Annotated in this window: 12 protein-coding genes, 1 tRNA gene and 1 rRNA gene; 4 read left to right on the forward strand and 10 right to left on the reverse strand. The window is 38.9% G+C overall.

Translation table 11 applies throughout. The features are described from left to right. Nucleotides 1-36: 36 nt before the first annotated feature. Both QZU45_RS03965 and QZU45_RS03970 read right to left on the reverse strand, forming a co-directional pair. Nucleotides 37-855: a MetQ/NlpA family ABC transporter substrate-binding protein gene (locus QZU45_RS03965; protein WP_295351886.1), complete on the reverse strand. Its 819-nt coding sequence runs from the start codon at nucleotides 853-855 to the stop codon at nucleotides 37-39. Nucleotides 856-906: 51 nt separating this feature from the next. Further along, on the reverse strand, nucleotides 907-2,241 hold the full coding sequence (locus QZU45_RS03970; RefSeq protein WP_295351889.1) for an FAD-binding oxidoreductase: 1,335 nt from the start codon (nucleotides 2,239-2,241) through the stop codon (nucleotides 907-909). A gap of 709 nt (nucleotides 2,242-2,950) precedes the next feature. Between QZU45_RS03970 and glk the strand changes: the two genes are divergently transcribed. Continuing rightward, entirely contained in the window at nucleotides 2,951-3,928 is a 978-nt protein-coding gene (gene glk / locus QZU45_RS03975; RefSeq protein ID WP_295001104.1) for a glucokinase, read from the forward strand. A 90-nt stretch (nucleotides 3,929-4,018) separates the two neighbouring features. Here the strand turns inward: glk and QZU45_RS03980 are convergent, their stop codons facing one another. Then, the gene (locus QZU45_RS03980) at nucleotides 4,019-4,861 is read right to left on the reverse strand and encodes an alpha/beta fold hydrolase (protein ID WP_295351892.1); all 843 of its coding nucleotides are present in this window, start codon (nucleotides 4,859-4,861) and stop codon (nucleotides 4,019-4,021) included. A gap of 151 nt (nucleotides 4,862-5,012) precedes the next feature. Between QZU45_RS03980 and QZU45_RS03985 the strand changes: the two genes are divergently transcribed. Beyond that, nucleotides 5,013-5,879, forward strand: coding sequence for a LysR family transcriptional regulator (locus QZU45_RS03985; RefSeq protein WP_295351895.1), 867 nt, complete (start codon nucleotides 5,013-5,015; stop codon nucleotides 5,877-5,879). A 62-nt stretch (nucleotides 5,880-5,941) separates the two neighbouring features. On the opposite strand, the gene QZU45_RS03990 is transcribed toward QZU45_RS03985, so the two are convergent. The 5 genes from QZU45_RS03990 to aspS all read right to left on the reverse strand — a co-directional run bounded on the left by QZU45_RS03990 (nucleotide 5,942) and on the right by aspS (nucleotide 12,973). After that, nucleotides 5,942-7,204, reverse strand: coding sequence for an SLC13 family permease (locus tag QZU45_RS03990; protein ID WP_295351898.1), 1,263 nt, complete (start codon nucleotides 7,202-7,204; stop codon nucleotides 5,942-5,944). Between the two features lie 196 nt (nucleotides 7,205-7,400). Next, a complete protein-coding gene (locus QZU45_RS03995) occupies nucleotides 7,401-8,309 on the reverse strand; it encodes a DUF5131 family protein (protein ID WP_295351901.1) in 909 nt (302 codons plus the stop codon). A 30-nt stretch (nucleotides 8,310-8,339) separates the two neighbouring features. Then, entirely contained in the window at nucleotides 8,340-10,298 is a 1,959-nt protein-coding gene (gene rpoD, locus QZU45_RS04000; protein ID WP_295351904.1) for an RNA polymerase sigma factor RpoD, read from the reverse strand. A 126-nt stretch (nucleotides 10,299-10,424) separates the two neighbouring features. Next, complete coding sequence (locus QZU45_RS04005) at nucleotides 10,425-11,183, reverse strand: YebC/PmpR family DNA-binding transcriptional regulator (protein ID WP_074841720.1); 759 nt, start codon at nucleotides 11,181-11,183, stop codon at nucleotides 10,425-10,427. Between the two features lie 26 nt (nucleotides 11,184-11,209). Further along, nucleotides 11,210-12,973, reverse strand: coding sequence for an aspartate--tRNA ligase (gene aspS / locus QZU45_RS04010; RefSeq protein WP_295351909.1), 1,764 nt, complete (start codon nucleotides 12,971-12,973; stop codon nucleotides 11,210-11,212). 559 nt (nucleotides 12,974-13,532) lie between these two features. On the opposite strand from aspS, the gene QZU45_RS04015 reads away from it, so the two are divergent. Together QZU45_RS04015 and QZU45_RS04020 are read left to right on the forward strand one after the other, a co-directional pair. Then, entirely contained in the window at nucleotides 13,533-14,330 is a 798-nt protein-coding gene (locus tag QZU45_RS04015) for a basic amino acid ABC transporter substrate-binding protein (protein WP_295001118.1), read from the forward strand. 189 nt (nucleotides 14,331-14,519) lie between these two features. After that, nucleotides 14,520-15,311, forward strand: coding sequence for an ABC transporter substrate-binding protein (locus tag QZU45_RS04020; RefSeq protein WP_295351907.1), 792 nt, complete (start codon nucleotides 14,520-14,522; stop codon nucleotides 15,309-15,311). 59 nt (nucleotides 15,312-15,370) lie between these two features. Here the strand turns inward: QZU45_RS04020 and QZU45_RS04025 are convergent. Both QZU45_RS04025 and rrf read right to left on the reverse strand, forming a co-directional pair. Further along, nucleotides 15,371-15,447 (reverse strand) — tRNA-Asp (locus QZU45_RS04025). A 12-nt stretch (nucleotides 15,448-15,459) separates the two neighbouring features. Beyond that, nucleotides 15,460-15,554, reverse strand: a 5S ribosomal RNA gene (gene rrf / locus QZU45_RS04030); the annotation flags it as partial.

Consider the following 15,554-nt stretch of genomic DNA (forward strand, 5'->3'; position numbering starts at 1 on the left):
TTATCTGCGGAAGCAGGATAAAGAGTTAAAGTCTGCTTAATAGTTGAATACAGGAACCTCTCCTCCGTGATACAGCTCCTTGATGATTTCAGCTGTTTCCTTAGTCTGATATGCAGCGATAATCTTTTTGAACAGCGGATTATCCTTATTATCAGAACGGGCGGCAATTATATTGATGTAAGGATTATCAAGATCAACCTTGCCTACACCGTCAGAGAAAATTGGATCAGTAGTTGGATTCAGATCATTGTCTACAGCATAATTTGAATTGATAATGGCTGCTGCAACATCAGGAAGAAGACTAGGTGTATTTCCGGCATCTACTTCATAAATCTGGATGTTCCTAGGATTTTCGGTTATATCACGTACAGTTGGAATATAGCCCTTTGAAGGATCAAGCTTGATAATACCAGCGAGTTCCAGAACCTTAAGAGCACGACCGCCATTGGTTGGATCATTAGGTATAGCGATGGTATCTCCATCTTTAAGTTCACTTACGTTTTTAATCTTTTTTGAATAAAGACCTAAAGGAGAGATGATGGTATTGGCAATAGGCTCAATCTTATAGTCATGAGCTTCAACATCTGCTTTGAGATAGGCCACGTGCTGGAAGGCGTTAAGATCAATTTCACCGTCATTAAGCGCACGGTTAGGCAGAGTATAATCAGCAAACTTGACTAAGGTAAGGTTTACACCTTCATTTTTAAGTCTCTTTACAACATCTTCCCATGCCTCGTTATGTTCTCCTACTACGCCAAGTTTGACTTCATTAGGTTCATCAGCAAAAGCTGCAGAAGCAGTAAAGAAAGTTAATCCAACAAATGCTGCGGTCAGAAGATTCTTAATATTTTTCATAATATGTTCCTTTTGTTTATTCAGCTGGTTAATGACTTTTATATACGACAATCAGAGTTCAGAGCCTGCATATAAATCCTTGTATTTAAGGAAGGCTGTTGCACCTAGTGTACGCAGAGGCTCTGGAGGCAGATAGCTTGGATGATAGGCTCGCTTTATATAATCAAGTTCACTACTATCTCTATGTTGAATTAGATCAGCAAGATAGGTTCCAAGAATTGCAGCTCTGGTAACGCCAGTGCCATCCGAGGTAACACCTGCATAGATATTTTTGGCAACCTCACCGAACAGTGGTCTGGTATTTCCGGTAAAGGAAATCAAACCTCCGTACTTGTATTCAAACTCAACATTTTCAAGTTCAGGGAAGCGTCTTATAAAAGCTCTCCTTAGGAAGAAATCAGAGCGGTCAAATTTCTTCTGGGAAATATTTAGATTAGTTGCAAAATCAATGTCGGTTCGAACAAATATTCGATGATCCGGAGTAAATCTTAAAGTTGCACCTGATGGATGAGTTGCGGTTATTCCCCATGGACGGACATTTTTAAAGTTCTCAAGTTCACCATCTTTAAGCTCACGCGTTAGAGCACCATAGCTATGAATTGCGGCAACATTTGAGGCAGAAGCGAATCCAAAACGACTTAAAAATGCATTTACAGTAAGGATAACCTGTCTTGTTACAATCTCTCTGCCGTCAGAGAGAATTACCTTTGGAATCGCCCCATCTTCAACCTGCGCAACTTTAGTGTTTTCAAATACGGACACATTTGAAGGCAAAGCTGTAGCAAGGCCTCTTATAACCTCTGATGGATTGTTTAGGATTGTATCCTTTACATAAATGGCATCTTTATAGAAGGAAGTTCCTAATCTTGATGAAAGCTCATCTCCCTTAAGACGTTCATAGCCTAAACCAAGTCTTTGCAGATGACCTTCCAGAGCATCCAGAGCTGCAACATTTCTCTTTTCACGTACAGCCTTATACATGCCGTCCTGTCGCCATTCAAACTCAAGCTTGCTCTGTTCCCTTATCTTTTCAATACGGGAAACCACGGTTTTGTTTAAATGAAGAAGCCATCTCTGATCATCCAGGGTGAAATGATCAAAGCCAATCAGAGCTTTAGCAACCTGAGCAATAGTTACAAAGCCTGCATTTCTGCCAGAGCTGTAATAACCTACAGGAAGAGCATCAAGCAGAGCTATTTTTGCTGAAGGATTATTCTCTGATAGTCTAAAGGCTGCGCTAACTCCGCCAAAACCGGCACCAACTACTACATAGTCATAATTGTTTTTTATTTCCGATGGATCTGTAAACTTATGTTCCTTGTATTTTGATAGTTCATACCATGGATTTACCCCTGATCCTTCAGGGAAACTTGAAGTTCTATACATACATTTCTCCCTAATACGCCTTCAACATAAACGGCGTCAGACGAATGAACTAGATCTAACTTTTTGAAATTATTAAAAGTAAATAAAACTGGAGAGAGACAGACGTCTACATTCGGGAACAGCAAAGATGAGAACAGGATAGTAAGGTTCCTGACAGGAAAAATATGGAGAGTGAAAAAATATTCCGATTAGGTTTGTTTTTTCTTGATACAACAGCAGACATTTTTATTTCCTCAAAAATTCTCTATTTTTGATTTTATTTGGAGCAGGATTTCTTCCTGAATCCTTATACAAACGTTTAGCTTACGTTTATGTTTATTATGGCATAGAAAATTTACTTTTCTAATACTATTTTCTGATAAACAGTTATAGACAATAACTATAACAGCGCACTGAATGAAGGAAAGCTTTATACAACACAGATTGTCTTCCGTGATCTTTAGAATGCACCATTAGGAAGCAAAATAGAAAGAGTCTAATACCGCAGGAGAAAGGAAAAAACATTCTTAGTATTAAAGAAAAAAATCAAATAAGGAAAAATAATCTCTTTTTTAAGGTCTTTAATTGATAGTTTTATAAAAAATTTTTCATCTTTCTTGTATAATAACGAGACGAAAATCAAAGATTTTTTTTGCTTAGAAAAAAACTTTGATAAAGAGTTTACTTTAAATAGAAAGAACAAATTAAGACATAGAGGGACTATCACAAAATGGAGCAGCTTAACGGTGTAGCCTTAGTAGGAGACGTTGGCGGTACCAACGCACGTCTTGCATTAGTTAACTTAGCAGACGGAACCTTATCAAATACCAAGGTATACTCATCTGTTGACAACGACTCACTTGAGAAGGTTATTATCAAATACAGAGAAGAAACTGGTGCTGTATTTGATTCAGCATGTATCGCAATCGCAACCATGCTGAACGGTGATCATGTAAAGATGACCAATAACCCATGGGAATTCTCAATTTCAGAGATGAAGAAGAACCTGAATCTTGAAAAACTAATCTTCATCAATGACTTCACTGCAATGTCTATGAGCGTTACCGCAATCAAGACCGAGGATATGGTTCAGATCGGTGGTGAAGAAATCGTCGAAAAAGCTCCTAAGGCAATCTACGGTGCCGGTACCGGTCTGGGTGTCGGTTACCTGATCTATGCTGAAGGCAAGTGGATTCCTCTTCCAACTGAAGGTGGTCACGTTGATATCGCTGTTCAGTCTGACAGAGATGACTCAATTCTAAAGGTTCTACGTAAGAAGTTTGACCACGTATCAGGAGAGCGTCTACTATCAGGTCAAGGCCTAGTTAACACCTATCAGGCTATAGCAGAACTGAATGGTCATGAAGTTAAGGATCTTGTTCCTGCTGATGTTACCGGTGGTGCTTTTGCTGAGGATCCAGATCCAGACTGCAAAGAAACTATTGATATGTTCTGTAAGCTAATGGGTTCTTTCGGAGGAAACCTTGCTCTGAACATTCTTGCAAAAGGCGGTGTTTATATTGCCGGCGGTATCGTTCCTAGATTCATCGACTACTTCAAGAAATCAGAATTCCGTAACGAGTTCGAATCAAAGGGTCGTTTCAACCACGCATTAAACAAGATTCCTGTATACGTAATTTCTCAGGGAGATGCTGGTTTACTAGGCGCAGGTGCTTATGTTCGTCAGGAACTGGGTGCTAAGTTATAATCCAGACTACGGATTGACTCAAGGGGGAGCAAAAAGCTCCCCCTTTTCGTTTCTGAAAAAAGCTTTTCTTAAACAATAACAGATTAGTTTCTAACCAAAAAATTCAAGAATATTCTCAGCTATTTCTCGACAGCATGATTCCAGTGCAAAATGACCGCTATTAACGCCTATAACCTTTGCATTTGGAACATCTCTTTTGAAAGACTTTGCGCCTTCAAAAATAAAGGAAGGATCATTCTGTCCCCAGATTGCTAAAAGCTTAGGCTGGTGCTCTCTTAGATATTCCTGAAACTTTGGATAGAGTTTGACATTAGTCTGATAATCAAAAATAAGGTCTGACTGCTTCTCTGCATAGTCGTCTATTGTATTTGCATAATAAATATCAAGACAATAACCATCTGGCACAACAGTATCTGGTTCGGTACCAAATGTATACTGACCTTTTACTGTTTCAAAAGAAAAGGCTGATTTATACTGTTCTCTAAGTTCTTTGGTTGGATTTTGCCAGTACTGAGCTCTAGCCTCCCATTTCCTGCCAAGTCCTTCTTCATAAACATTACCGTTCTGACTTACAATTCCAAGTATTTTTTCAGGATGACGCATCGCGATTCTAAAGCCGATTGGCGCACCGTAATCAAACACATACATATAGAACTTTTCAAGATTTAAAGCTTCGATAAATCCATCAACATAGTTTGTTAGGTTTTCAAATGTATACTTAAAACTGTCTCTAGAAGGAGCATCAGATTGTCCAAAGCCAATCAGATCTGGTGCAATAACAAGAAATTTCTCTTCAAGCATTTTCATCAGATCACGATACATATGACTTGATGAAGGAAAGCCATGTATCAGAAGAAATACAGGTTTATCAGCAAAACCAGATTCACGATAAAAAATCTTTAATCCATTTACTTCAATGTGCTGAACTTTCATTCTCTACTCCACAAAAGAAACTTATTTGCTACGAGAAATAATAAGCTTATTTGCTATCTTTATCAAAGATAACAAAATAGTTTTGTCATATCTATTTGAGATATAGTATAATTAATATCAAAAAATAATTCTCAATAAGAAAGGCAAAGCTATGGAAATCTCAACCTTAAAAATGTTCGTAAAAGTTGCAGAACTTAAAAGCTTTTCAAAAGCCGCTACAGCGATGGATATTGCTCAATCATACGTATCAACAAGAATTCATCAGTATGAAAAAGAATTAGGTACAGAACTATTCATACGACATAACAAGGGAGTTGAGTTGTCTGCTCAGGGAATAATCTTTCTTGACTATGCAAAAAGAATCTTAAGAATGGTGGATGAAGCAGAAAATATATTCAGCAAAAATTCAAATACAGGCCTGCTGAGAATCAGTACTATGCAATCAACTGCACAGACATATCTTCCTGCAATATTAAGTGAATTTCATAAACATTTCCCTGAATATAAGCTGAAAATCAGCACCTCAAATGCAGCAATGAATATTGAAAAATTATTCAGATATGAAGCTGAATTTGTTTATGTAGCAGGATCAATCGACTCAAATGATATTTCTTCAGTAAAGCTTACTGATGAAAAACTCGTACTTATATCCAATCAGAAAATTAATGACTTACGAGGATTTTTGTCTGCAGGAAATATTACTCTATTAGCATTTCCTTCTGGTTGTGCATATAGAAAACAGACAGAGAAATGGCTAGAAGCTCAAAATATAACTATAAATAATTTAGTTGAATGTGATTCCATTCCTGCAATCCTGTCATCAGTCACTGCTGGAATGGGATGTTCAGTTCTTCCAAGTCATTTAGTTAATGACCATATTAAAAATGGATATGTCTACGCAAATGAACTTCCACGGAAATTCAGCAATATTCCATTAAATTTGTGTTACAGAAAGGATATGAAACTTAATGAAGGAATGAAACAATTCATCGAAATCAACAAAAAAAATATAAGATAAAAAAATAAAGGGGAAGCTGAAAAAATCTTCCCCTTTTGTTAGTTTTTATGGAATTCTTTTTTTTATGGATTAAATGGCCATACTAGAGGAATAATAAATACACTCACAATGTAGCCAATAATACACAATGGAGTACCAACCTTAATATAATCAATAAAGTGCAGTCCGGCTGGATTCATAACCATAACATTTGGTGGAGTGGCAACTGGTGTTGCGAAGGCGCAGGAGGTTGCAATTGAAATTGCCATTACCACAGCATATGGAGAAACATGAAGCTCCTCAGAAATTGAAATACCGATAGGAATTAGCAGAGCCGCAGTTCCTGTATTAGACATAAACTGAGTCAGACCGCAGGAAATAATGAACAGGACTGACATCATAACTGTATCTGAAGGATTTTCACCCATCAGTCCAATAACAGATTCAGCAATCATCTTACCTGCACCTGTCTTTTCCAATGCACCTGCAATTGGGAGCATACCTGCAAACAGGAATATGGTAACCCAGTCAATTCCCTTATATGCCTGTTTTTCTGTAATACATTTCGTCATTACACAGGCAACAGCACCGATAATTGCAATCATAGCCTGAGACAAACCTGGAATACCAAAGATAAGGCCATAGATAACAAAAATCAGAATAGCAAGAACAGTCCAACGCTGACGTGGTGAACCAGATCCAGTAAGTTCGTTACCTAACACACCTAAATCAGAATCATTTTTTGGAAGAAGCTTTCTTCCAACAAAAACCATGAAGAAAACGCTAATGAAGGCAATTGGAGCGCCAACAAAAGCAAACTCAAAGAAACCAAATGGGGTCAGACCATGTTCCTGAAGAGCAGATACCGCAAACATGTTTGGAGGAGTACCAACCATGGTCATCATACCACCCGCGTTAGCCGCTACAGCCATCGCCATAAGGATAGCCGTTGCAGGAATCTTTGCCGAGGCACAAACACCGATAACCATTGGCATTAAACATGCGATAGTACCGGTATTTGAAGCAAAAGCTGACATAATGATGGTAAGAATCATAAATGAAATCATCAGAGGGACTTCACTGGTACCGACTCGTTTTACAACCAGTCTTCCTATAGTCTGAGCAAGGCCAGATTCAAGCATGGCCGTACCGACTACGAACATACCAGCAAACAGAACAACGGTATCGTTGGACAGTCCGGAGAAGGTTTCTTTAGGCGTAAGAACTCCAAACACACCTAAACTAAGAGTTCCTAATATTGAAGTTACGGCAACAGGAATCAACTCTGTTACAAACAGAAATGCCACTACGCCGAGTACGATTAAAGTTATTGTAGCGTGATCCATACTCTATCCTTATGTTGGTAAAAAATACCTGTTCCTTTTTTACCATGTTATAAAAGGCTTTTATGTGAGAGATTACGCAACGAAGAAAAGATTGATTGAATTAATTAGAAAAATGTTATCAATTTCAAATAAAAAAGCACATAAAAAAAGATTTAAAAATAATTAGATCGAAGAATAAGAAGAAGAAAAAAACAAATTACTCACACTTACCGCAATTTGAACAGCCATTGCAGACAGCACGCATACCGCATTTATCGCATTTGACTCGAAAAAAAGGCTTATAAAGATCTGAATCGTAAATCTGCAATCCTAAAGCATCTACAAGCTTAAATCTGATATCCTTACCTATATAGGTAAGACCAGATTTAAAAGCCTGAGTACTCTGAACTGCACTGCCTTCTATATGGTATCTGCGACCATCCTTTACAAAATAATTGCCTGTACCACAGAAAATAAAAGTAACGTTATATCTACAACATTCATCAGATAGTTTTTTTACCCATTCATAATGACATTCGCGGGCTCCAGCGTAATTCTCTCCATCACAGATTACCTGCTCAAGCTGGCCTGAAGCTAAATACTTATCCAGAGAGACCGGCCCAATAAAAGGAGCACACATCACACCTTTATGTTTAAACGGTAAATCCAGAAGAATAGGAATTCTCTCATCTGCACGTCGCTGATTCTCGGCAGAAACATTAAAGAAAACATTCTCATATCCATCATGCCAGTCTGCTGGTAAATGCGACATTACTCGCTGAGGTCTTTTGGTTAAAAGAAAGAATTTAACATCTGAACGCTGACGAATGATTTTCCATGCTTCATCTCTCCAGAGATCGGCTTCCTCCAAAAAGAAATCAGAAGTCATACAGACTCGAAGCATCTCTCCAGACTGAACCTTATATGCACCGTTCTTATTTTTCTCAAGAGGATAATAGAAAGACTTAGTCCGATAGATATCGGCACCGTTTCTGTCTCGAATACTATCCTGAAAAAACATATAACAGTTTCTACAGCCTTCAGAGATTTTTATACAACCGTGCCAAGGATTCCAGATATCGTGCAAAACAGATACCTCAGTTTTAAACGAAACGTCCAGAGACAATAATCCCCGGAGAACCGGGGATTGAAAAGATTAATCTAGGAAACCGCGAAGGCCTTGAGATCTGCAAGGATGACGCAGCTTTCTTAAGGCTTTAGCCTCAATCTGACGAATACGCTCACGGGTAACACCAAACTGTCGACCAACTTCTTCAAGAGTATGATCAGATGGCATACCGATACCAAAACGCATACGCAGAACCTGAGCTTCACGTGGAGGCATTTCGTCAAGAACACCGTTAATAGCATTCTTCAGGCTCTCTGATGTAGCAGCTTCAGCTGGTACAACAATTGAGCTATCCTCAATGAAATCGCCTAAATGTGAATCGTCATCATCACCAACAGGAGTCTCTAAAGAAATAGGCTCCTTAGCAATCTTCATTACCTTACGGATCTTCTCCTCAGGTAAGCCCATCTTTACAGAAAGCTCTTCTGGAGTTGGTTCTCTGCCCTTCTCCTGAAGCATCTGTCTGGAAATACGGTTCAGCTTGTTAATGGTCTCAATCATGTGAACAGGAATACGGATGGTACGAGCCTGATCAGCAATTGATCTTGTAATTGCCTGTCTAATCCACCAGGTAGCATAAGTGGAGAACTTGTAACCACGACGGTACTCAAACTTATCCACAGCCTTCATCAGACCGATGTTACCTTCCTGAATCAGATCCAGGAACTGTAAACCACGGTTTGTATACTTCTTGGCAATAGAAATAACCAGACGAAGGTTAGCTTCAACCATGTCTTTCTTAGCTTTCTTAGCCAGAGCATCGCCCTTCATAACACGTCTTGCAAGATCACGCAGACGAGCAATAGAAATGCCAGAGTTTTCTTCGATCTCACGAAGAACATTTACACACTTCTGAACATCAGCCTCATATTCTTTAAACTTGGCGTGTGAAGGTTTCTTAACCTTGCAGGCTTTCTCGAACCAGCCCATGTCGGCAACATTCTCATTTTCGTTATAGAACTTCTTGAGCTCGTCAATTTTCATTCCACAACGGCCAACAGCAATTTCTCTGATTCTTCTGTCCTGACGCTTAACACTATCCATAGTGTCATGCATCTTGCGAAGTAATGACTCAAGCTGAGAAGGAACAATCTTGAAGCACTGGAAGATTTCAATCAGCTTATCAAGTTCCTTCTGATACTTCTTGTCGGTCATAGACTTCTGACGAGCTGCAGTTACCTTGTCAAACTGCACTCTAAGTTCAGTAAATCTCTTGCGGGTTTCTTCTGGATCAGGACCAGAATCATTTGGAGAATCTGCACCATCGTCAGCATCATCCAGATCATCATCTTCATCTGAATCATCAGAAATCTGAGCCTTCTTCTTGGATTTCTTAGCGCTCTTCTTTGAAGGTGCATCACCTAAATCGATATCACCATCAGCCTCGTCAAGAGCTTCAAGCTCCTTATCCAGCTCTGCTTCAGCGTTCTCATCAATATCTTCAAGAACTTCAGTGTCATCCTGAGAAGGTGCACCATCAGCAAAACCGTTGATAATGTCGCCAATCTTGATTTCAGATAAAGGATCCATTGTCTGCTCGTAACGTGCAAACAGTTCTTCCATTGCCTGAGGATACTCTACAAGACAAACCTGAACTTCATTAGTACCTTTCTCAATTCTCTTTGAGATCTCGATTTCGTCTTTGCGGGTTAACAGAGAAACGTTACCCATTTCACGCATATACATGCGAACCGGATCAGTTGTTCTGCCAATATCAACAGAACTGTCCAGCTGATTTGCTACAATTTCGACATCTTCAGAGTCAGTCTGGGAATTGCCATTCAGAAGAATATCGTCTGCCTCTGGAGGAGTTTCACATACAGTGATACCCATATCAACAAAGGTCTGAATGAAAACTGAAAGCTGATCGCCACTAATAATATCAGGTGGAATTAAATCATTGATTTCATCAATTGTTAAGTAACCTTGTTCTTTACCCTTAGCGATAAGTTGCTTGAACTCAGTACTTGCAGAATTATTATCCATTTATCTTAGTAGTCCTGGGAGCTGTAGTCATATGACACGAAATGGGTAAGGTTACCCTTGCCCATCCCGACTTAATATTTATAGGCTAGAAAATCACAAAAAGCAAAAAGATTTTCGCAATTTTTTTTATTCTAGCTCAAGGTCATCAGGTAGTGATGCGTTGTGATAAACGTTCTGGACATCATCAAGATCTTCCATTGCGTCAATCATTCGCATGAACTTAACTGCAGTTTCAGCGTCTAACTGAGCTTCAGTTGATGGAACCATAGAAATTTCAGCATTTGTAGGCTTAATTGATGCAGCTTCAAATGCCTCAACAACATCAGCGAAAGACTCTGGAGCAGTATAAACATCGATTGAACCATCATCGTTGGTTACAATGTCATCAGCACCAGCCTCTAGACCGATTTCCATTGCCTTTTCTTCATCAATAGGCATCTTTCCATCTTCGTCTTCAGCGAAACTGATAACACCTTTCTTGGTGAACAGGTAGCCAACAGAACCTGAAGTACCCAGATTACCACCAAACTTGGTAAAGGCGTGTCTTACGTCAGATGCAGTACGGTTGTGGTTATCAGTCATGCATTCAACCATAACAGCAGCACCGCCAACACCGTAACCTTCGTAGGTGATGTTCTCTAAATCAACACCATCACCACCGCCAACACCACGCTCGATTGCACGCTTGATGGTATCACGAGTCATGTTCTGAGCTAATGCAGCAACAACTGCAGAACGTAAACGAGGGTTGCTTGATTCATCACCGCCACCCATACGAGCAGCAGTTGTGATTTCACGAATCAGTTTTGTAAAGATTTTTCCACGCTTAGCATCCTGTGCTGCCTTACGGAAACGAATATTGGCCCACTTGGAATGTCCTGACATTTTTTTCTCCTACTTCACGCCTAGCGTTATTTTTCGATATCGGTTACAGCAATAGCAAGCTCATTTAAAGCATCGCTGTTTGCAAAATTAGGTGCATCTGTCATTAAACATGCAGCTGCTGTTGTCTTAGGGAACGCAATTACATCACGAATATTGTCGGTGCCTGCGATAAGCATAGTTACACGATCCAGACCAAATGCAAGACCAGCGTGTGGAGGAGCACCGAATGATAGAGCGTCTAACAGGAAGCCAAACTTCTCGCGAGCCTCTTCCTTAGAAATACCTAAAACAGTAAACACAGCGTTCTGCATATTCTGATCATAGATACGAACAGAACCACCTCCTGACTCATAACCGTTGATTACAAGGTCATATGCATCAGCATAAACTGACATAGGGTCAGCAATCAGCTGCTCTGGAGTTACATCCTTAGGAGCAGTAAATGGGTGGTGCATAGCAGTTAAACCAGCTTCTTCGGTCATCTCGAACATTGGGAAGTCAACAACCCATAATGCCTTATAACCGTCAGCAACAAGATTTGCATCCTTTGCAGTCTTAAGACGCAGTGCACCCATGGCTGTTGCAGTCTTAACTCTTGGACCACAGCCGATAAATACCATATCGCCGTCTTTAGCACCTGATAAAGCTACTAAATCAGTTAACTCTTTCTCTGTTACGTGCTTGCCGAAGGAAGCTTTCAAGCCTTCTGCGCCTTTAGCAATCTCATTAACCTTGATGTACAGAAGACCTGAACCGCCCATCTTCTTGACATAATCAGTATAGTCATCAATCTGACGACGGGTCAGTGCTGCGCCGCCTGGCAGAGCGAAAGCGATAACACGTGACTTATCATCACATGCAGCCTCTGATAAAACCTTGAACTCTGAATTCTTAACAGCTTCATCAACCAGCTTTAATTCAAAGTCGATTCTTAAATCAGGCTTGTCAGAGCCGAATCGATCCATTGCATCTTCCCAGGTCATTACAGGAAGCTTGCCTAAATCAACATTCTTCATGTTCTTGAACAGAGAAACAATCATTTCCTCCATGATGTCTCTTACGTCCTGAGAAGTCATGAAAGAGGTCTCAACATCGATCTGAGTGAACTCAGGCTGTCTGTCAGCACGAAGATCTTCGTCTCTGAAGCACTTTACAATCTGATAGTATCTGTCGTAACCCGCAATCATCAGCAACTGCTTGAATAGCTGTGGTGACTGAGGTAAAGCATAGAACTTACCATGGTGAACACGTGAAGGAACCAGATAATCACGAGCACCTTCAGGAGTAGCTTTAGTCAGCATTGGGGTTTCGATATCTAAGAAACCATGTGAATCCATAAACTGACGTACAAAATGGGTAATCTTTGCACGGGTGGTTAACATATTAACCATCTGTGGACGGCGTAGGTCTAAGTATCTGTAACGTAAACGCTGCTCTTCAGTATTTTCCTGATTGAAGTCAAGAGGAAGTGGAGCTGCCTTGTTGAAGATCTTAAGTTCACTGGCGTAAACTTCGATTTCACCTGTTGCCATCTTTGAATTGATCTGATCAGCAGGACGTGCTTTTACAGTACCCTTCACGCAGATACAGAACTCATTTCTTAAAGTTGAAGCAACTTCATGTAACTGCTGATTATCAGGCTCAAATACCACCTGAACAATACCGGTACGGTCACGAAGATCAATAAAAATTAAACCACCTAAATCGCGTCTACGGTTAACCCAGCCACATAGTGTAACCTGAGTATCTTTGGCGCTAAGATTTACATTACCACAGTAAATTGAACGCATTGACATAAAATTATATTAGCCTCTTTATCTATAGGCATAGACTAGAAAAATGGCAGATCTCTCCATTATATAAAAGCTTAACGGCCTTTATTTATGGACTAATCTCAGAAGACTCGTCCGTAAAACATGAACAGATCGCGCAAAATAACACTATTTCAAAATTTCCACATTATACGAAATAAATGAGATCTAATCAACAATTTCAGAATATTAGATATTGGTTAAATGGCTTTAATACGCCAATTTTGCGGTTATATATTTTTTGTAAAATAAGATGATCCAACAAGGTGAATTCTTCGTAGCTCAATCAGAATATGTTTAAACTATAAATATATTCACTTTTCAAGTTATGATTATGATAAGGAGCAAACTTAGTAAAAGAACAAAATTTTTTCAAAATATGAAGATAACTCCACCATAACTTAATAAGTTATATTTCAACTAACGTCAAAAACTGTGATCTGGTGCAAATTTCTGCACCATTCTTAAACAATTCTTTATCACACAGCAAAAAAGTAAAATTATGCTAAAATGAGACAAGCCTAAGGAGGTTTATTCTATGATCAATGCTCTTAAGAAAATCGTTTTTGCAGCTTGTATTGGAGTTATGTCCTTTTCAAGTGTTGCAGCCCCTGAATCAGCTACTCAGAAAAAAGTATTAAATGTCGGTTGTGAGGGTGCATTTGCACCTTTCACTTATATAAATGATGAAGGTAATATCACAGGATTTGATATTGACCTGATAAAAGAGCTTGGTGAACACTTAGGTTATGATGTCAAAATCAATGTAATGCAGTTTGACGGCCTGATTCCATCCCTAATGGTTGGCAACATCGACCTGATTATTTCAGGTTTCACCATTACAGATGAAAGAGCCAAAAAGGTAGATTTCTCTGATCCATATTATCTCTGCGGTATGAGTTATGTTATCAATAAGAAGAATCTAAATAAATACGACTCTTATGAAAAGCTCAACGGACAAACTCTGTGCACTCAGCTAGCAGCAACCGGAACTAACTTTGCTCAGAAGTACCTGCCAAAGTCACACTTAAAGATATTCAATGCTCCACCAGAGACTTATATTGAATTAGGTAATGACAGCTGTGTAGCTGCAGTTCATGATAAGCCAGTAAATGATTTCTTCCTGGCAAGAGATGTTTCCGGTAAATTCACTTCTGTTGAAATTACTCAGCATATTAACAAAGAATACTATGGTATTGCTGTACAGAAAGGTAACACCAAGCTTCTTAAAGAAATTAACAAGGGCTTAAAGGAGATCGAGAGTAATGGAGTTTTCGAGAAAGTAAGTAAACACTGGTTCGGATACAATATTCTTGAATCTCTTAAAGAAGAGTAAGTTCAGTATCAATTAAAGAAACAGGCATCATGCCTGTTTTTTTTCTTTTCTTATTATAATCTCAAACCTCATCTCATAATTATCAAATCTCACTAAGCTTTAGTCACAAAAAATATACATTCTTAAAACAAACACAGAACTCTAATCTATCATTGAGAAATGATATGAATATATTGAGGTATGTTATAAGTGCTAAAAAGAACACTTGTGCTCTGCTTTACAATGATTTTAATCTTAATCATGATTTCTGCTGTGTCGGTTATTATCGCCAGACAGAAAGTAATACGTGTAGGAGTGGACGGATTCAGTGCACCTTTCAGTATAACAAACAGTTTTGGAGATCTGAGCGGTTATGATGTAGATATAATAAAAGCTATAGCAAAAAAGCTGGATTACAAAATTGAATTCAAAATCATTGCCTTTACAGGTTTAGAAAACAATCTGAATAACCGTCTTGTAGATGTTGTTTTGGCACCTATGGATAGTAACACTCCAGAGAATCAGAGTAGAAATATTATTTACTCCAAGCCTTATTTCTTCAATTATCTAACAATGATGAAAATAAAGCATAAAGATATAAAACTTAACGAAGAAGGAGAATTTGAGAAAGATTCAATTCTATGTATACCAAACAAACCTTTTATTCTAAACTTCGTTAGAACTCATTATATAAATACAATCTTAAAGATATATAACGGCTCAAATCTGGCGATTGACGCTCTTTATGAAAACGAATGCGATGTAATAATAGATACGAAATCAAGCAATGAATATTACCGTACAAAACATAACCTAAATAAGCTTGAGATAAAGCCTATCTATAGTGATGACGCCTATAATCACACTTATAAAATAGCAATGAGTATACATAGACCAGATCTGTTTGAACAGATAAACAAAGGACTAGAACACTTAATTCAGACAGGTGAAATTAATAAAATACACCAAAAATGGTTCTCTTCTGATTACTGTAAACAATAGTTTTAAGGTATATAGAAACACAAAACCCAGTCACAAAGGACTGGGTTTATGTAAAAAAGTGGCGGAACGGACGGGAATCGAACCCGCGACCTCCTGCGTGACAGGCAGGCATTCTAACCGGCTGAACTACCGCTCCACGTTATAGGATGCCTGGCAGTGACCTACTCTCACACAAACGTACGTTGCACTACCATCGGCGTTACTGCATTTCACTTCTGTGTTCGGAATGGGAACAGGTGGTTC

This window comes from uncultured Succinivibrio sp. (genome assembly GCF_902756765.1).
Taxonomy (GTDB): Bacteria; Pseudomonadota; Gammaproteobacteria; order Enterobacterales; family Succinivibrionaceae; genus Succinivibrio.